14 protein-coding genes are annotated in these 19,168 nt (G+C 57.5%); 10 read left to right on the forward strand and 4 right to left on the reverse strand.

Going from position 1 to position 19,168, the window contains the following annotated elements; translation table 11 throughout:
- Window positions 1-9 precede the first annotated feature (9 nt).
- The 10 genes from betB (at window position 10) to BMX75_RS15820 (ending at window position 13,931) form a co-directional block, all read left to right on the forward strand.
- The gene (betB, locus tag BMX75_RS15775) at window positions 10-1,479 is read left to right on the forward strand and encodes a betaine-aldehyde dehydrogenase (RefSeq protein WP_092829535.1); all 1,470 of its coding nucleotides are present in this window, start codon (window positions 10-12) and stop codon (window positions 1,477-1,479) included.
- 59 nt (window positions 1,480-1,538) lie between these two features.
- Window positions 1,539-3,212, forward strand: a complete 1,674-nt coding sequence (betA, locus tag BMX75_RS15780; RefSeq protein ID WP_092829537.1) for a choline dehydrogenase — start codon at window positions 1,539-1,541, stop codon at window positions 3,210-3,212.
- A 177-nt stretch (window positions 3,213-3,389) separates the two neighbouring features.
- A complete protein-coding gene (locus BMX75_RS15785) occupies window positions 3,390-5,879 on the forward strand; it encodes an acyl-CoA dehydrogenase (protein WP_092829539.1) in 2,490 nt (829 codons plus the stop codon).
- A 200-nt stretch (window positions 5,880-6,079) separates the two neighbouring features.
- Window positions 6,080-7,180 (forward strand): ABC transporter ATP-binding protein, encoded by a 1,101-nt coding sequence (locus BMX75_RS15790; RefSeq protein ID WP_092829541.1) that lies wholly within the window; start codon window positions 6,080-6,082, stop codon window positions 7,178-7,180.
- Window positions 7,173-8,279, forward strand: a complete 1,107-nt coding sequence (locus BMX75_RS15795; protein ID WP_092829543.1) for an ABC transporter ATP-binding protein — start codon at window positions 7,173-7,175, stop codon at window positions 8,277-8,279. Before BMX75_RS15790 ends, BMX75_RS15795 begins: the two co-directional genes overlap by 8 nt.
- On the forward strand, window positions 8,272-9,156 hold the full coding sequence (locus tag BMX75_RS15800; protein ID WP_175474757.1) for a carbohydrate ABC transporter permease: 885 nt from the start codon (window positions 8,272-8,274) through the stop codon (window positions 9,154-9,156). Before BMX75_RS15795 ends, BMX75_RS15800 begins: the two co-directional genes overlap by 8 nt.
- A 1-nt stretch (window position 9,157) precedes the next feature.
- Window positions 9,158-10,054 (forward strand): carbohydrate ABC transporter permease, encoded by an 897-nt coding sequence (locus BMX75_RS15805; RefSeq protein WP_092829547.1) that lies wholly within the window; start codon window positions 9,158-9,160, stop codon window positions 10,052-10,054.
- An 11-nt stretch (window positions 10,055-10,065) separates the two neighbouring features.
- Complete coding sequence (locus BMX75_RS15810) at window positions 10,066-10,338, forward strand: DUF2160 domain-containing protein (RefSeq protein WP_092829549.1); 273 nt, start codon at window positions 10,066-10,068, stop codon at window positions 10,336-10,338.
- Window positions 10,339-10,411: 73 nt separating this feature from the next.
- A complete protein-coding gene (locus tag BMX75_RS15815) occupies window positions 10,412-12,151 on the forward strand; it encodes an ABC transporter substrate-binding protein (RefSeq protein WP_092829551.1) in 1,740 nt (579 codons plus the stop codon).
- Between the two features lie 130 nt (window positions 12,152-12,281).
- Window positions 12,282-13,931 (forward strand): glycerol-3-phosphate dehydrogenase/oxidase, encoded by a 1,650-nt coding sequence (locus BMX75_RS15820; protein WP_092829553.1) that lies wholly within the window; start codon window positions 12,282-12,284, stop codon window positions 13,929-13,931.
- Between the two features lie 100 nt (window positions 13,932-14,031).
- On the opposite strand, the gene BMX75_RS15825 is transcribed toward BMX75_RS15820, so the two are convergent.
- From BMX75_RS15825 to BMX75_RS15840, 4 genes are all read right to left on the reverse strand, one after another.
- Window positions 14,032-14,256 carry a hypothetical protein gene (locus BMX75_RS15825; protein WP_066320283.1) on the reverse strand — a complete coding sequence of 75 codons (225 nt, stop codon included), beginning with the start codon at window positions 14,254-14,256 and terminating at the stop codon, window positions 14,032-14,034.
- Window positions 14,257-14,793: 537 nt separating this feature from the next.
- Window positions 14,794-16,281: a glycerol kinase GlpK gene (gene glpK, locus BMX75_RS15830; protein ID WP_092829555.1), complete on the reverse strand. Its 1,488-nt coding sequence runs from the start codon at window positions 16,279-16,281 to the stop codon at window positions 14,794-14,796.
- Window positions 16,282-16,403: 122 nt separating this feature from the next.
- On the reverse strand, window positions 16,404-17,162 hold the full coding sequence (locus tag BMX75_RS15835; protein WP_066320278.1) for a DeoR/GlpR family transcriptional regulator: 759 nt from the start codon (window positions 17,160-17,162) through the stop codon (window positions 16,404-16,406).
- A 155-nt stretch (window positions 17,163-17,317) separates the two neighbouring features.
- Window positions 17,318-19,168, reverse strand: a complete 1,851-nt coding sequence (locus tag BMX75_RS15840; protein ID WP_092829557.1) for an SLC13 family permease — start codon at window positions 19,166-19,168, stop codon at window positions 17,318-17,320.

A 19,168-nucleotide genomic window follows, 5' to 3' on the forward strand; every position in this document is an offset into this window, starting at 1 on the left:
GAGACCATCATGGCCGCTCAAGACATACAGCCTCTTTACATCAATGGTCGCCGGGTTGATGCCACCTCAGGCGATACGTTTACCATCACCAACCCCTTCGATGGCAGCCTGCTGGCAACCGTCGGCCAGGCAAGCCAGGCCGACGTCGACAGCGCAGTTGAAGCCGCCCGCCACGGCCAGCGCGAATGGGCCGCGATGACCGGGATGGAACGCTCGCGCATTTTACTGCGTGCCGTTGCCATTCTGAGAGAGCGCAATGACGAACTGGCTGAGCTTGAGACGCTCAACACAGGCAAGCCGATCAGCGAAACCGCAAGCGTCGATATCGTGACCGGTGCTGATGCGCTTGAATACTACGCCGGTTTGGCCCCCGCGATTGAAGGCAGCCAGATTCCCCTTCGCGATAGCTCCTTTGTCTATACCCGCCGCGAGCCGCTGGGGGTCATCGGAGCCATCGGGGCATGGAACTACCCTATCCAGATTGCCTGCTGGAAAGCCGCCCCCGCGCTGGCGGCAGGTAACGCGATCGTGTTCAAGCCCAGTGAAGTAACCCCGCTCACCACCATGAAGCTTGCCGAAATCTTCACCGAAGCGGGCCTCCCCGACGGCGTGTTCAACGTGGTACAGGGCGATGGCCGCGTAGGCGCCATGCTCACCGCGCATACAGGTATCGACAAGGTGTCGTTTACCGGGGAAGCCGGTACCGGCAAGAAGGTCATGTCCGCGGCTGCCGAATCGACCCTTAAAGACGTCACCATGGAACTGGGCGGCAAATCACCGCTGATCGTGTTTGCCGATGCCGACCTCGACCGCGCCGCCGATGCAGCCATGATGGCCAACTTCTACTCCAGCGGCCAGATTTGCACCAACGGCACACGTGTATTTGTCGAGCGCAGCGTTAAAGATGCCTTTGAAGCCAAACTGGTGGAACGCGTCAAGCGTATCAAGGCAGGCGACCCGCTGGATCCCAGCGTCAACTTTGGCCCGCTGGTCAGCTTTGAGCATCAGGAAAAAGTGCTCTCTTATATTGCCCTGGGCAAAGAACAAGGCGCACGGGTCCTGATTGGCGGCGACGACTGGAACACCGGCAACTGGGCCAATGGCGCCTGGGCGGCGCCGACCATCTTCACCGACTGCACCGACGATATGCGTATCGTGCGCGAAGAGATTTTCGGCCCGGTAATGTCGGTACTTGCCTTTGACGACGAGGCAGAAGTGATTCGCCGCGCCAACGATACGACCTATGGCCTCGCCGCTGGCGTCTTCAGCGAAAGCCTGAACCGTGCCCACCGCGTGATCCACCAGCTGGAAGCCGGTATCTGCTGGGTCAACACCTGGGGCGAGTCACCGTCTGAAATGCCGGTAGGCGGCTATAAAGAGTCGGGCATTGGCCGCGAAAACGGTGTCGAGACGCTCAACCACTATACCCAGACCAAGTCCGTACAGATCGAGATGGGCCCGTTCGAGTCAGTGTTTTAATCCCTGAAACAACGCTTTCAATTACTTAGCTCATTACCAACTTGACCAGGGAAACACTGATGTCTCAACCACGCGAATTTGATTACATCATTATCGGTGCAGGTTCGGCAGGCAATGTGCTTGCTACTCGCCTTACCGAAGACAGTAACGTCAGCGTGCTGCTGCTGGAAGCAGGCGGCCCTGACTATCGCTTTGATTTTCGTACCCAAATGCCCGCTGCCCTGGCTTTCCCGCTGCAGGGCAAACGCTACAACTGGGCATTTGAAACCGACCCGGAGCCGCATATGGACGGCCGCCGGATGGAGTGTGGCCGTGGCAAGGGGCTGGGCGGCTCCTCGCTGATCAACGGCATGTGCTATATCCGCGGCAACGCCCTTGATTACGACAACTGGGCCAAACAACCCGGCCTCGAAGACTGGGATTACCTAAGCTGCCTGCCCTACTTCAAGAAAAGTGAAAGCCGCGATATCGGGCCTAACGATTATCACGGCGGCGATGGCCCCGTCAGCGTGACAACCCCAAAGGCGGACAACAACCCGCTTTATCGCACCTTTATCGAGGCAGGCAAACAGGCGGGTTACCCGGAGACCGACGACGTCAACGGCTATCAGCAGGAAGGCTTCGGCCCCATGGACCGCTTTGTGACGCCAAACGGTCGGCGTGCGTCGACGGCCCGTGGCTACCTGGATACCGCCAAGCAGCGCGACAACCTGACCATCGAAACCCACGCGGTGACCGATGTGATCGAGTTCGAGGGCAAGCGTGCAGTGGGCGTTCGCTATGAGCGAAAAGGCGAAAAACGGCAGGCCTACGCTCGCCGTGAAGTGCTGCTGTGTGGCGGTGCTATCGCTTCCCCGCAGATTCTTCAGCGTTCGGGTATTGGCAACCCGGCACTGCTTGAAGAGCTCGATATCGAGACGGTTCACGACCTCCCTGGCGTGGGTGAAAACCTCCAGGACCACCTGGAAATGTATATCCAGTACGAGTGCAAAGAACCTATCTCGCTCTACCCGGCGCTGAAATGGTACAACCAGCCGAAAATCGGCGCCGAGTGGCTGTTCAAGGGAACCGGTATCGGTGCCAGCAACCAGTTTGAATCCTGTGGCTTTATCCGCAGCCGCGATGAGGAAGAGTGGCCCAACCTGCAGTACCACTTCCTGCCCATCGCGATCAGCTACAACGGCAAAAGCGCGGTGCAGGCCCACGGCTTCCAGGCCCACGTCGGCTCCATGCGCTCGGAAAGCCGCGGTCGCATTCGCCTGACCTCAAAAGATCCCCATGCGGCGCCCAGTATCCTGTTCAACTACATGGCCAAGGACAAAGACTGGCAAGAGTTCCGCGATGCCATTCGCCTGACCCGCGACATCATCGCCCAGCCAGCCTTTGATCCATACCGTGGCCGCGAGATCGCCCCCGGCCCCGACGTCCAGTCGGATGCCGAACTCGATGCCTTCGTCAAACAACACGCCGAAACCGCCTACCACCCCTGTGGTAGCTGCCGGATGGGCAACGACGAAATGGCAGTCACGGATGGCCAGGGCCGCGTCCACGGCGTTGAAGGCTTGCGCGTGGTCGATGCTTCCTTGTTCCCGGTGATTCCCACCGGCAACCTGAATGCCCCCACCATCATGCTGGCTGAAAAGATCGCCGACCGGATTCGGGAGCGTGAGCCGTTGCCCCGGGCCAACGTCGACTATTACGTTGCCAACGGCGCACCCGCCAAGCGCCACTGAACCAAGCGTCGGTAGCAAAACTCTAAAACGTCGTGGCCTAGCGCTGCGACGTTTTTTTATGTTGCTTTAACGCATCGAAATACTTGCACTGGGTGGCGCAGGTCTGCCAATATTCAAACATCTGTTTAAATCCGCCCATTAACAACCCTGCTCTACCTCAATAACTGGAGAGGCACTATGCTCACCCTACTACTGATCGTGCTGGCGGCTGTTGGCCTGCTCGCGGTGATGCGCCGCGAAGCCGGGGCAACCGCCGCTCTGGTCGTGCTTGCCGTGCTGGGTCTTGTTGGCCTGCTGTTCGATGCCTCCGTCATCGGCGTGCTATTACTGCTGGGTGCCGCCGCTGTGGCCGTTGCCGGTCTTCCTGCGCTACGCCGCCAGTGGTTGACCCCGCGTCTGTTTGCAATGTTCAAGAAAGTCGCACCCAAGGTCTCCGATACCGAGCGCACCGCCCTGGAAGCGGGCACGGTTTCCTGGGATGGCGAGCTGTTTTCCGGCAAGCCCCAATGGAACAAGCTGCTCAACTTTAAAGACGACGGCCTGCGTGAAGACGAGCAAGCCTTCCTCGACAACCAGTGCGCGAAAGCCGCCGGTATGTGTAACGCCTGGGATATCGCCATCGAACGTGCGGACCTGCCCCAGCAGCTTTGGGATTACCTGAAGAAAGAAGGCTTCTTCGGCATGATTATCCCGAAGGAGTATGGCGGCCTGGGCTTCTCGGCCAAGGGTCAGTCCATGGTGCTGCAAAAGCTTTCGGCCAATGAGACGCTGATGGTCACCGTCGGTGTGCCCAACTCGCTGGGCCCAGGCGAGCTACTGCTCAAATACGGCACCCAGGAACAGAAAGATCACTACCTGCCGCGCCTGTCCGATGGCCGTGAAATCCCCTGCTTTGGCCTGACGGGCCCGCGTGCCGGTTCAGACGCCACCTCGCTGCCGGACACCGGCGTCGTTTGCAAGCAAATGATTGACGGTAAAGAAGTCCTCGGTCTGCGCCTCAACTTTGAAAAGCGCTGGATCACGCTGGCGCCCATTGCCACCGTTGTCGGTCTTGCTTTCCGGCTATTTGACCCCGACCACCTGCTCGGTGATGAAGAAGACCGCGGCATTACCCTGGCGTTGATTCCCCGCGATACCGACGGCATGGAAATCGGCCGCCGCCACCATCCAATCGGCAGCCCCTTCATGAACGGCCCGATCAAGGGCAAGGACGTCTTTGTGCCGCTGGATACCATCATCGGCGGCCCCGACATGATCGGTCAGGGATGGCGTATGCTGGTCGAGTGCCTCTCGATCGGCCGCTGCATCACCCTGCCCTCCGGCGCCACCGGCACCGCGCGCTATGCGCTGGGCTGGAGCGGCGGCTTCACCCGCGTGCGCCGTCAGTTCAACGTGCCCGTAGCGGAAATGGAAGGTGTTCAGGAACCTTTAGCGCGGATGGCTGCGCTTGGATATATCTCCCAGGCGACGGTCTATCAAACCGCCAACCTGATCGACCACGGCGAGAAGCCCGCGGTCCCCTCGGCGATTCTGAAAAGCCAACTGACCGAATTCCAGCGTGACATCCTGGCCGACGCCATGGACGTACACGGCGGCAAGGCGGTTACCCTGGGCCCGCGCAACTACCTGGGGATCGGCTACAGTGCCAACCCGGTGGCGATCACCGTGGAAGGCGCCAACATCATGACCCGCAACCTGATGATCTTCGGTCAGGGCGCGATTCGCTGCCATCCCTACGTGCTCGAGGAGCTCGCCGCCAAGGACGCCAACGATATCAAGGCATTCGACAAGGCGTTCTTCAGCCATGCGGGCCTCATCTTCGGCAACGCAGCGCGCGCCTTTACGCTGGGCTTCGGTATCGGCAAACCCCAGGTGCCATTTGACGGGCCTGCAACGGCCTATGCACAGGACATTGCCCGCCTCTCCGCAGGCTTTGGGCTGTGCGCCGATGCGGCCATGGCAAGCCTTGGCTCGGCTCTGAAAAAGCGCGAGATGCTCTCGGCTCGCCTCGGCGATGTGCTTTCCAACCTTTACCTGGCCTCGATGGTACTCAAGCAGTGGCAAGCGGGTGACAAGGTGGAAGGCGAAGAAGCCCTGCTGCATTACAGCTGCCGCTTCCTGCTCCAGCGCGCTGAACAGGCCTTTGTCGAGATTTTCGATAACCTGCCCAACCGGGCGCTGGGCAAAACGCTGAAAGTGATCGTTATGCCGACCGGTCGCCGCTGGGACAAGCCCCACGATGACTATGCACGGGATATCGCCACGCGGGTGTCCACCCACAGCGCCCTGCGCACCAAGCTGTTGCACAACACCTGGGACGCCGACGACGGCGAGCAGCGCAACCCGCTGGCCCGTTACAATGCCCTGCTGTTGGACTACGACCGTGCCGAGGCGATCTACCGGACGGTCAACAAGGCCTACGCCAAGGGTGAACTGCCGCAGACGGCCCTGCACCCAGAAGCACGGGTGGAGGCGGCATTGGAAAAGCGCCTGATCAGCGAAGAAGATGCCCAGTTCATGCGTGAATTCGAAGCAGAGGTGTTGGCAATGCTCACCGTGGATGATTTCCCCTACGACACCTTTGCTACCGACAAATCGACGCTGATTGACCACAACGCCAAGGGACAAGCCAGGGAAGCATCCGAGACAGCGGACAGCATTAAGTAGCCTCTCGCTCGTACCTACCTTCAACCGGCCTCATCGAGGCCGGTTTTTTTGATCCTAGACTTTCGTTTAATTTTCGATTTTTTATCCAAAAACTGAAAACGAAAGCATATAAAGGCATTGCAGGTTCGAAAACGATCAACTAGGATTTCGTAAACGAAAGCTAGATATTCTCCAATAACAACGACGCTAGCGAGATCCGCATGTCTCTACATTTGCAAAATATCGCCCATACCGTCGGCGGTGTTCCCTATATTAGCGACGTTGACCTAGCACTCGAGCCAGGCTCTTTCAATGTGCTACTGGGTAGAACACTCGCAGGCAAGACCACACTGATGCGTTTGATGGCAGGCCTTGAACCGCCTACCCAAGGCCGTATCTTGATGGACGGCAAAGACGTCACCGGGGTACCGGTGCGCCATCGCAACGTATCGATGGTGTATCAGCAGTTCATCAATTACCCCAGCTTGACGGTCTACGACAACATTGCGTCGCCGCTTAAACTCGCCAAGCTGCCAAAAAGCGAAATTGACAAGCGCGTCGGCGAAATGGCTGAAATGCTGCATATCGAGCATCTGCTTGACCGCTACCCTCTGGAATTGTCCGGGGGCCAGCAGCAGCGCACCGCCATGGGCCGCGCTCTGGTCAAGGATGCCGATGTCATTCTCTTCGACGAGCCGCTGGTCAACCTGGACTATAAGCTCCGTGAGGAATTACGCGACGAACTGCGTGATCTGTTCAAAGTGCGTAATTGTATTGCCGTGTACGCCACCACTGAGCCTAATGAGGCCCTGGCACTCGGCGGCAACACGGCCATTCTTCACGAAGGGAAGCTGCTTCAGTACGGCCCCACCGATCAGATCTACCGGCAGCCCAACGGCATTCTCAGCGCCGAGATGTTCTCCGAGCCGCCGATCAACATCGTGCCGGGCCGGCTCACCGACAACGAGATCACCTTCGATAACGACACTCACTTTACCTGCGACGATGCCTTGCAAAAGCTGCCGCCTGGTGACTACCAGTTCGGGGTTCGCGCCTCGCATTTGAGCCTGACCCCGCAAGCCCCGGATGACCTGGAACTGCCGGTCACCGTGGATGTCGCCGAAATCAGTGGGTCCGAAACCTTCCTCCATGCGCGTCATGCGCACTTCCCCCTGGTATTGCACCTTCTGGGGATACACGAGCTGAAGGTCAATCAGCCCATCAAGGTGTATTTCCCCACTCATAAACTGTTTGTTTTCGACCAGCAGGGCCACATCGTGCATACCCCGTTGGCTCAGACGGAGGGTGCTGCCCATGGCTGAGATCGTACTCAAGACACTCGCGCATACATACAGCGCCAACCCGCAATCGGCCAAGGATTACGCCATCCGCCATATGGAACACGTATGGCATCAAGGCGGGGCCTATGCCTTGCTGGGGCCGTCGGGGTGCGGCAAATCCACCCTTTTGAACATCATTTCAGGGCTGCTGGCGCCCACCGAAGGCGATGTGCTCTTTGATGGTCAGCGGGTCAATGAACTGCCACCGGAAGAGCGCAACATCGCCCAGGTGTTCCAGTTCCCGGTGATCTACGACACCATGACGGTGTTCGATAACCTCGCCTTCCCGCTGCGCAATATGAACACCCCCGAATACCGGGTTAAACCCAAGGTGCTGGAAGTTGCCGACATCCTTGAGCTGACACCGCTGTTATCGCGCAAGGCCAAGAACCTGACCGCCGATGAAAAGCAGAAGGTCTCCATGGGGCGCGGCCTGGTCCGCGACGACGTTACCGCCATTCTGTTTGATGAGCCGCTTACCGTCATCGACCCGCAGTTGAAGTGGAAACTGCGCCGCAAGCTCAAGGAAATCCACGAGCGCTTTAACATCACCATGATCTACGTCACCCACGACCAGCTTGAGGCCTCGACCTTCGCTGACAAGATCGCCGTGATGTATGAAGGCCAGGTAGTTCAGTTCGGCACCCCAAGGGAGCTATTCGAGACGCCCGCACATACTTTCGTGGGTTATTTCATCGGCAGCCCCGGCATGAACTTTTTCGAGCTTCGCTACGATCAGGCACAAAATACGGCCTATTTCGGCGACCAGTCACTGCCGTTAAGCAATGCTTATCTGGCCACGCTTAAAAAGGCCGAGAGCGACAATCTCAAGCTCGGCATTCGCCCGGAGTTCATCGAGGTACACTCAAGCCACGAACCCGACACGATTGCTGTACAAAAAGAGAACCTGCAGGACCTTGGGACCTACGCCATTCTCACCTTCTCGCTCAATCAGCAAACCTTCAAAGCCAGGCTGCCCGAAGACCATCCTGACTTGGGTGACACCGTCTATATCCGTTTTCCCGACGACAAACTGAGCCTTTACGTCGATGAATACCGAGTCGAGGTAGATCATGAATAAAGTCTATAACAACCGCGCCTGGCTATTGGTACTGCCAATGCTTGTACTGGTCGCATTTTCCGCGATCGTGCCGCTGATGACCGTGGTCAACTATTCGGTGCAGGACGTGCTGGGCGCCAACGCCCGTTTCTTTACCGGCACCGAGTGGTTTGAAACCATGCTCAACGACCCGGCCCTGCAAGCGGCGTTTCTTCGCCAGATAATATTCTCGCTCACCATTCTCGCGATCCAGGTTCCCCTGGGAATCGGCATTGCGTTGATCATGCCCAAACGCGGCTGGCAGGCGTCGGCGGTACTTATTCTGATTACCCTGCCCCTGCTGATCCCCTGGAACGTGGTGGGCAGCATCTGGCAGATTTTCACCCGCGGCGATATCGGTCTGATGGGCTGGGGGCTACGCCAGCTGGGCATCGACTACAACATTACCCGTAACGCCGGCGATGCCTGGGTGACGATCATCTTGATGGACGTATGGCACTGGACCCCGCTGGTCGCCATGCTTTGCTATAGCGGGCTGCGCTCGATCCCCGAAGCTTACTATCAGGCGGCGCGTATTGACCGTGCCTCCAAATGGGCGGTATTTCGCTACATTCAGTTGCCCAAGCTGACCAATGTGCTGGTCATTGCCGTACTGCTGCGCTTCATGCATTCGTTCATGATTTACGCCGAGCCCTTTGTACTGACCGGCGGCGGGCCTGGCAGCTCAACGACTTTCCTGAGCCAATCGTTGACCACCATGGCCGTGGGCCAGCAGGACCTGGGCCCCTCTGCTGCGTTCTCGATCATCTACTTCCTGGTCATCCTGCTGGTGAGCTGGGTGTTCTACACCGCCATCATGAACATGCAGAAAGACAAGCATTCCCAGGGAGGCGCATGACATGAGCTATCAACTGGAGAACACCCAGCCGGGTGAAAAGTACAACACCATTTTCAGCCGCATCACACCGGCACAACGCCGCAAGCGCAATGCAAGAACAAGGCTGCGCTCGCGCTTGTTGCTGGGCATCTACCTGGTCCTGATGATTCTGCCCATCTACTGGCTGCTCAACATGTCGCTGCAAACCAACAGCGAGATACTGGGCTCCATGACCATGTGGCCGGAGAACCTTACCTTTGATAACTATATCGGCATCTTTACCAACTCAAGCTGGTACATGGGCTATGTCAACTCGATTGCCTATGTACTGATGAACATGCTGATCACCATTTGTGTGGCGTTGCCTGCTGCCTATGCCTTCAGCCGCTACAGCTTCATTGGCGATAAGCACCTGTTCTTCTGGCTGCTGACCAACCTCATGGCACCGCCAGCGGTATTCCTGCTGCCCTACTTCCAGCTTTATTACTCGGTGGGGCTGTTCGACACGCACATTGCCGTGGCGCTGGCGCACTGCCTGTTCAATATTCCGCTGGCCATCTGGATTCTGGAAGGCTTCATGAGCAGCGTGCCCAAGGAGATCGACGAAACCGCCTACATCGACGGCTACAGCTTTCCCCGCTTTTTCGTCAAGATTTTCATCCCGATGATTCGCTCAGGTATCGGCGTCACGCTGTTCTTCCTGTTCATGTTCTCCTGGGTTGAACTGCTCCTGGCCAGAACGCTGACCGCCACCGACGCCCAGCCCATTGGCATGATCATGACCCGCACGTCCACTGCATCGGGGATTGACTGGGGCACGCTCGCCGCAGCCGGTGTGCTGACCATTCTGCCGGGGATTCTGGTGGTCTACTTCGTTCGCCACCATATCGCCAAGGGCTTTGCCCTGGGCCGTACCTAAGGAGGTGATGTATGTCTTGGATGGTATGGACGGTACCCACCGCTATTTTCTTTTCCGCCATTGCCGCCATGCTGGCCGGGATGACGGTTTGGGAGATTGTCTCACCCACCATCGAACGCAAGGGCTTTCTGCCCATCTCCACGACCCGTGGCGACCGGCTGTTTGTTGGCCTGCTGTGCGCTGCGTTTATTCATCTAGGCGTGATTGGCTACACCTCATTATCAATTTGGTTAGCACTGGCAGCTTCGCTTGCATGGCTGGTGGTGCTGATGCGCTGGGGATAACCGGCGCAACAACCAAAAGCGGTCTCATGGACGGTTCCGACATTAGGGAAGATCACAACACAACGAGGTCTATATGCGACATAACAATTTCAAACTCACCACCCTCGCCGCCAGCCTGCTGCTAGCGTCCGGTTCGCTAGCCGCAGATGACCACGATGCACGTGCGGTGGCCGAGCGGCTGGTCGACGAGCATTTCCAAAACTCGACCCTGAGCCGCGAGGAACAGATCGAAGAGCTGATGTGGTTTGCCAAGGCGGCCGAACCATTTCGCGACATGGATATCCAGACCGTGGCCGAGGGGTTAACCACCCACGTCTACGAAAGCGAAGTGCTGGCGGAAGCTTTTAGCGAACTGACCGGCATCAACGTCACTCACAACATCATTGGCGAAGGCGATGTTGTCGACACCATGCAAAACCAGATGCAGTCGGGTAACAGCATCTACGATGGTTTCGTCAACGATACCGATGCCATCGGCACCCACATCCGCTATGGCACCACCATCAACCTCTCCGAGGCGATGGAAAACGAATGGGCCGACTACACGCTACCCACGCTGGATCTGGACGACTTCATTGGGCTTCAGTACGGGACCGGACCGGATGGCAGCTTATATCAACTGCCAACCCAGCAGTTCGCCAACCTCTACTGGTTCCGCTACGACTGGTTCCAGCGCGAAGACCTGCAAGCGCAGTTCCGTGATATTTACGGCTACGACCTTGGCGTCCCCACCAACTGGACCGCCTATGAGGACATTGCCGAGTTCTTTTCCGAGCATGTCGGCGAGATCGACGGTGAAAAGATCTATGGCCACATGGACTACGGTCGGCGTGATCCGTCACTAGGCTGGCGTTTCCACGACTCCTGGCTGTCCATGGCGGGTATGGGCAGCCCCGGCGTGCCGTCCGGCAACCCGGTGGATGACTGGGGCATTCGCGTCAACGAGGATAGCCAGCCGGTGGGCGCCAGCGTCAGCCGCGGCGGCGCCACCAACTCGCCCGCTTCAGTATTTGCCATGCAGAAAGCGGTGGACTGGCTGCGCGACTTTGCCCCCCCAGAGGCTCAAGGCATGACCTTCGGTGAAGCCGGCCCGGTACCTGCTCAAGGCAACATTGCCCAGCAGATCTTCTGGTACACCGCCTTCACCGCCGACATGACCGACCCCGATGTTGCCGTGACCGATGACGAAGGCAACCCGAAATGGCGCATGGCGCCCTCGCCTACCGGCCCTTACTGGGAAGAAGGCATGAAGGTTGGCTATCAGGACGTAGGCGCCTGGACGTTCTTTGACTCTACCCCCGAAGACCGTCGCACAGCGGCGTGGCTGTTTGGTCAGTTCACCGTGTCCAAGACGGTGTCGCTGGAAAAGCTGATGCATGGCCTGACACCGATCCGCGAGTCCGACATCTTCTCTGAGCAGATGACCGAAATGGCGCCCAAGCTGGGCGGGTTGGTCGAATTCTACCGCAGCCCCAACGAGTCCAACTGGACGCCAACGGGTACCAACGTACCCGACTACCCCCGCATGGCGCCGCTGTGGTGGCAAAACCTTGCACCGGTCATGAGCGGCGAAGTTACGCCACAGGAAGGTCTCGATGCACTGGCGGCGGATATGGATAGCACCATGAACCGGCTTGCTCGTGCCAACGTCTTCGACAGCTACGCCCCCCTGCTGAACGAAGAGCGTGACCCGCAGTACTGGCTGGACCAGGATGGCGCGCCGAAAGCCAAGCTGGATGACGAAATGCCGCAAGGCACCACCATGCCTTACGACGAAATGATGGAAGAATGGATGTCGGCCGGTACGCGCTAATACCGGCTGGGCGGGCCCCACGGCCCGCCCTTTCCGGCTTCATTGGCGGCAACCTCTATCGACATTTACCAACAGCGCGGTCGCCATATAGCGCCGTGAACGGGGCTTTCTTTGTTAATTTGGATCCGCTATGAAACTGCGTAACCGTAATATCGAGAAACTACATTCGGATGAATTCGATGTACTGATTATAGGTGGCGGCATCAATGGTGCCGCCACCGCTGCTGCGCTCTCGGGTAAAGGTGCCAAGGTTGCCCTGATCGATCGCGGCGACTTCGCTGGCAGCACCAGCATGCATTCCTCGAACCTCGTTTGGGGAGGCATTAAATACATGGAAAGCAAAGACTTCGCATTGGTCAGAAAGCTTTGCAAGAGTCGCAATCATTTAATTAAAAGTTACCCATCCACTGTTCAGGAAATTCGTTTTCTGACCAACATCACCCGTGGGTTTCGCCATTCACCACGCTACTTGTGGATTGGTACCTGGCTTTACTGGCTGATGGGCAATGGCTTTACCAAGCGTCCCCGCTTGCTGTCACCCAAGGCAATCAAGCAGGAAGAACCGATTATCGATATCGGCGACTCCGTCGGCGGCTTTGAATATTCAGATGCCTACCTGCACGACAACGATGCCAGGTTTGTCTTCAATTTCGTTCGTCATGCTCTCAATCATGGGGCAACTGCCGCCAATTATGTTGAGTCACTGGGCGCCGAGCGTGAAGGGAATATCTGGGTCACCAAGGCGCGTAACGTGATGGATGGCCAAACCTTCGATATCCGTGCCAAGGTCCTGATTAATGCAGCGGGCCCCTGGGTCGATCAGCACAATACCCTGACCGGGCAAAAGACCACCCACCAACACCTGTACTCCAAGGGCATTCACCTGATTGTGCCCCAGTTGACGGATTCCCAGCGCGTGCTGGCCTTCTTCGCCGACGACGGGCGGCTGTTCTTTGTGATTCCCATGGGCAACCGGACCTGCATCGGGACCACCGATACGCACATGGAACACCCCGAGGTGGATGTTACCGCTGACGATATTGACTTCGTGCTGGAAAACATCAACAAGCGCCTGACACTCGACAAGCCACTGGGCCAGGCCGATATCATCTCGACCCGCTGTGGCGTGCGCCCCTTGGCCATCAAGGCGGATCAAGGCAACGACCGTGACTTTCTCCAGCTATCCCGCAAGCATGTGATCGACACCAATCAGGATAGCGCACACATCAGTATTTTTGGCGGCAAGTTGACCGACTGCCTGAACGTGGGCGACGAGATCGCTGAAGCCGTCGCGAAGCTTGGGATCGAACTACCCGACCAGGGCTTCCGCTGGTATGGCGAGCCACCCGATGCCGTGAAACAACAGTTCATGGATCACGCCAAGCGCATGAACCTGGACGCCATGACAGCAGCCACATCGTCAGAGCCTCTCTCATCACGCCTTTGGCGGCGTTACGCCGAACAGGCCATGCCCATGCTGGAAAAAATCCGCCAGGATCCGGCAGAGGCCGACATTCTGATCGAGGGCACGGAATATATCCGCTGCGAGCTTGAACATGCCCGTGATCATGAAATGATCACCCAGCTTGAAGATTTCCTGCGCCGCCGGGCCAAGGTGTCACTCGTGGTACACCACGAGCAACTGCGCCACTCCAAGGGGTTGAAAGAAGCCTGCCGTGTTCTCTTCGGCGAGCAAGCCGAAGAGCGCTTTGAGGCGTACTTCGCCCAGAACCGGGATACCGCCCAACCCTATGCCCCCAAACAGGAAGTTCCCTCATAGAGAACGGCGGCAGGAAACACAGTGGCAAATAAAATCCCCCTCACGGTGGCCGCAGGGGGATAGAGGAAAGTGACGAGCGTCAAAAACTGATCTTTAGTCGCTATTCTTCGTTTTCAACCAGCAGCTGGGAATCCCCTGCCAGCACCTCGTCCCAGGCTTCTTCAATGGTGTACCCCATACGGTTATCAATGGTGTCGATGACTTCAACCGCGTGCTGAAGTGACTCCCGCTGTCCTTTTAGCGCTACTACCAGCTTGGCCAGATCCTGCTTGCTAAACGTATTGGCGATTCGGTCGGCTTGTTGGCTTAATTCGATGCAGTTCATGGTAAAACCCTCATGGTATGGTCATCCGCTGCTTACTATTGTCGTTAATCGTTAAGCAGCCATCTTGTTAATGACGAATGGTGACGTTGCTACTCATGCTGGACCGGATAAGTGTCCAGTTCGGTGACTGCGATAAGGTCACAAGCGTTACAAGACCTTCGCTTCAAGCGCCCGGGTAATTCAAAAGCGCATCAAATGTAGCAGTGGTCAGAAGGGTCAATCGGGATAACGAAACACCGCCCTGATCCATGACTTCACTATGGTGCACTGCCGTAAAGCTCACAATGCTTCATTGGCCGCAGGCAGCGTTGTAGCTCGACTACATAAGCGCCGAATAGCCCCAAAGGGTGTCATAGAATTTCACGAGAGAGGGTCAATACGCGGGAAGGCGTTGATAAAGACGAGAAACTTGGCCGAGATGGCCTGGAAAAACGAGAGCAGTATACGCCATCACCCCGACAACGCCAGTCGACCAAGGGTTAATAAAATGACGCCGCTATCACAACAATGGCGATAGCGGCTTCTGGCGGGAATGGGTCAATCCGTTGAACGTACGCGGGAAACCGCGTCCAACCACCCTTGGTACAGCTGTTCGCGGTTTGCCTCCTCCATGCTCGGTATAAAGCTGCGCTCGCAGCGCCAGAGCTGCTCTATCTCGTCCAGGGTCTGATACCAGCCTAACCGCAGGCCAGCCAGGTAGGCGGCCCCCAGCGCGGTGGTCTCCAGAATCGTGGGGCGGTCTACCTGCACGTTCAGCATGTCGGCCAGAAACTGCATGACCCAGTTATTCTTGACCATGCCGCCATCGACACGCAGATTGCCGGGAGGGGCTTCCATATCGTCGTTCATGCAATGCTGGAGATCACGCGTCTGGTAACAGACCGCCTGAAGACCAGCGGCGACAATTTCCGCAATCCCGGTATCGCGGGTCAGGCCAAAAATCGCCCCACGGGCTTTGGGGTCCCAGTGCGGTGCCCCGAGACCGGTAAACGCGGGCACCAGATAAACGCTGTGCCCACGGCGGGTTTTACGCGCAAGGGCTTCGGTTTCCGCCGCATCCGCAAATAAATTCAGCCCATCGCGCAGCCACTGGACGGTGGCGCCGGCGACAAAGATACTGCCTTCCATGGCGTAGGTCGGCTTGCCATTCAGGCGATAGCCAATGGTTGTCAGCAAGCGGTTGCGTGACAGCGACGGTGTATCCCCGGTGTTGACGATCATGAAGCAGCCGGTTCCATAGGTACTCTTCCCCATACCCGGCTGAAAGCACGCCTGACCGACCAGCGCGGCCTGTTGATCACCCGCCACGCCCGCAATCGGCAGCTCAACACCCAGCCAGCGGGCATCCATGGTTCCAAAGTCATCGCTCGAGTCTTTCACCTCGGGCAGCAAGCTTGCCGGAATATCGAACAGGTCGAGCAGTTCATCGTCCCAGCATTGCTCGTGGATATTGAACAAGGCGGTGCGCGAGGCATTGGTGGCATCGGTTACGTGATGGTGACCACCGGTCAATCGCCAGATCAGGAAGCTGTCGACGGTACCAAAGAGCAATTCACCTTTCTCAGCCCGGGCTCGGGTCCCTTCGACGTTGTCCAGCACCCATGCAAGCTTGGTGGCGGAAAAGTACGGGTCGATCAGCAGGCCGGTCTTGGCCTGCACACGCTCGGTATGGCCACCATCGCGTAGCTGTTCACAGAGCGACGAGGTACGCCGGTCCTGCCACACAATGGCGTTATAAACCGGCTTTCCGGTGCGCTTGTCCCACACAATGGTGGTTTCGCGCTGGTTGGTAATGCCCACACCGGCAATCTGCGCTGGTTGGATAGCGGCCTTTTTGACGACTTCCTGGCAGGTGGCAACGACCGTGTCCCAGATATCTTCAGGATCGTGCTCGATCCAACCGTCGTAGGGATAGTGCTGGGTAAATTCCTGCTGCGCGACGGCGGTTACTTGACCTTCACGGTCAAACAGGATGGCGCGGGAACTGGTCGTACCTTGATCGATGGCAAGTATATAGGAGGACATGGCACGTTCACTTTGTTGTTGGTAGTTTCGATTATGTACATTTATTTTCGATTTATTATCACCAAAGGCTACGCCAGCCGCCAGCAATGCTCAAGTATGAAAACATCACCGCCTTCACCTGGTCAGGCCAGGTGCAGCGCGACATCATGCTGGGTCAGCAGGCGCTGAATGGCCTCAGGCGGTTTGCGGTCGGTAAACAGCGCGTCCAACTGGGCAATATTGCCTTGGCGTACCACCGGGTTACGGTGAAACTTGGAATAGTCGGCGGCCAGATAAACGCGCCGTGAATTGGCGATGATGGCCTGGGCAACGCGTACTTCCTGGTAGTCGAACTCCAGCAAAGAGCCGTCTTCGTCGATGCCACTGATACCGATAATGCCGTAATCGACCTTGAACTGGTTGATAAAGTCGATGGTGGCCTCGCCAATAATACCGCCATCCCGGGAGCGCACCTGCCCGCCTGCAATGATCACCGTAAAATCTTCCTTGTGCTGCAGAATCGCGGCGACGTTGAGGTTATTGGTGATAATCTCCAGCCCCTGATGATCGAGCAGCGCCTGGGCAATCACTTCGTTGCTGGTACCGATGTTAATGAACAGTGATGCGTCGTTGGGAATATGCGCTGCCAGGCACCGCGCGATACGCTCTTTTTCTTCCAGGTGCAGGGTCTTGCGCGTGCTGTAGGCGGTATTCACCGTGCTGGATTCAATCCCCACCCCTCCGTGAACGCGTCTAACGCGGCCATCGTTTGCCAGCGTATTCAGATCGCGGCGAATGGTTTGTGGCGTTACGGCAAAGTGGTCAGTGAGCTGCTCGATGCTCATGTACCCATGCTGGCGGACCAGCTCGATGATCGCGTCTTGACGAAACTGTTGATTCATAAGCTAGCCCGTGACGTTATTTTTTCGTTTTAGAACGTATTTACTTTTAAACTATTTACTTTGAAACCATTCACTTTGAAATCATTCACTTTCAAACATAGCAGCGTAGCAAAATTTCCCATCAAATAACGCCCATTGATGCTCGAAGACGAACATTATGCCGACAGCGGCCATACCCACAGGATCATCGGTATCGACACCAGCAGCACGACCGCCGAAAGCGGCAACCCCAGCTTCCAGTAATCGCCAAACCTATAGCCCCCGGGCCCCAGCACCAGCGTATTGGACTGATGGCCTATCGGGGTCAGGAAGGCGCAGGACGCACTGACCGCAACCACCATCAAGAAGGGGTCGAGCGATACCTCGAACCCTCTCGCCAGGCTGACGGCAATGGGCGCCATCAGCAGCGCCGCCGCGGCATTGTTGATGACATTGGAAAGCAGCATGGAAAGGATAAACAGTCCCACCAGGGTAACCACCACCGGCCAGTCGGTTCCCCATTGCAACAACGCCTGGGCAATCAAGTCCGCCCCGCCGCTGGACTCCAGTGCCTCACCGACCGGAATCATGGCCCCCAAAAGGACGATCACCGGCCCATCGATTGCCTGATAGCCTTCCCGAAGCGGCAGCACGCCGATCAAAAGCGACACCAGTGCCGCACTACTCAATGCCACCGCAGCAGGCAGTACATCCAACAGCATAGCAACGATAGCAGCCGCAAAAATAGCCAACGAAAGCAGCAATTTGCGTGGCTGGCCAAGGTTCAGATCACGGTTAGCCAGGGGTAAACAACCCAACGCTGGCAGGCTTTCGGCAATTTCATTCTCCTCGCCCTGCAACAACAGGATATCCCCGGTCTGAAAACGAATATCCCGCAGGCGCTGCTTTAACCGGGTGCCATCCCGAGCCACCGCGACCAGATGCAGACCAAACTGGTGATTGAGGCGCAACTGACGGACACTCCGGTTGATCATCATGGAGTCATTGCGCACCACCACTTCCACCAGCTGTAGCCCCTCGGTATCCACCGATGGATGCGACTCTGGCTCTTCGTCTTCGGCCAAATCGGTAGTCTCGCCATCCTCGTCATCCCGTTCAAGCTCGGCGACGGCGCTCAGCCCTGCTTTGTCTTCCAGCAGTTTTAGTTCTTCAGGGCCGGCTTCCAAAAGCAGGATGTCGCCGGCCTGTAACATGCCGTGAAACGAATAGCCCGCCTGGCGATTGTCATCACGCACTACCGCCAGTACCGGAATGGATTCTTCGAGCTCGTCGCGAAGCTGCTGCAGCGTCAACCCCTTGGCTTTTGATTCATCGTTGACCTTGAGCTCTACCAGATAGTTGGCCGTATCGAACATATCCGACGGTGATGCCTGGCCGCTCCGCTTGGGCGTTAGTCGCCAGCCAACCAGCACGATAAAGGCCAACCCGGCCAACGCCACGACGCCTCCTACCGGGGCAAAGCTGAACATGCTGAAAGTATCCTCGGATACGTTACCCCGATAACTGGAAATAATGATATTCGGCGGGGTACCGATAAGTGTCGTCAGCCCACCCAGCAGCGAGCCAAATGCCAGCGGCATCAGCAATAGCGATGGAGAGGTGTCGTGTTCCCGCGCCATACGCATGGCAACGGGCAACAACAGCGCCAGCGCTCCGACATTGTTCATGATTCCCGAAAGCACAAGGACGGTTCCCACCAACGCCAGCAATTGGAGGATCAAACGCTCTCCCACCCTGAGTATCTGGTCGGCGATAATATCGACCAGGCCAGAGCGTTCGAACCCTTTACTCAGCACCAGCACGGCGGCAACGGTGATCACCGCAGGATGGCCAAAACCGAGAAACGCATCTTCGGCGGGCACCAATCCCAGCATCACCGACCCCAAAAGCGCGGAAAGGGCGACCAGGTCGTAGCGAAACCGCCCCCATACAAAGGCCGCCAATGTTAACCCCAGCACGACAAATACCAGCGTACTCGGCGCCAGCCCCACGTCCTCGATTGCCAT

The sequence above is a fragment of the Vreelandella subterranea genome (assembly GCF_900111305.1).
Classification (GTDB): Bacteria; Pseudomonadota; Gammaproteobacteria; order Pseudomonadales; family Halomonadaceae; genus Vreelandella; species Vreelandella subterranea.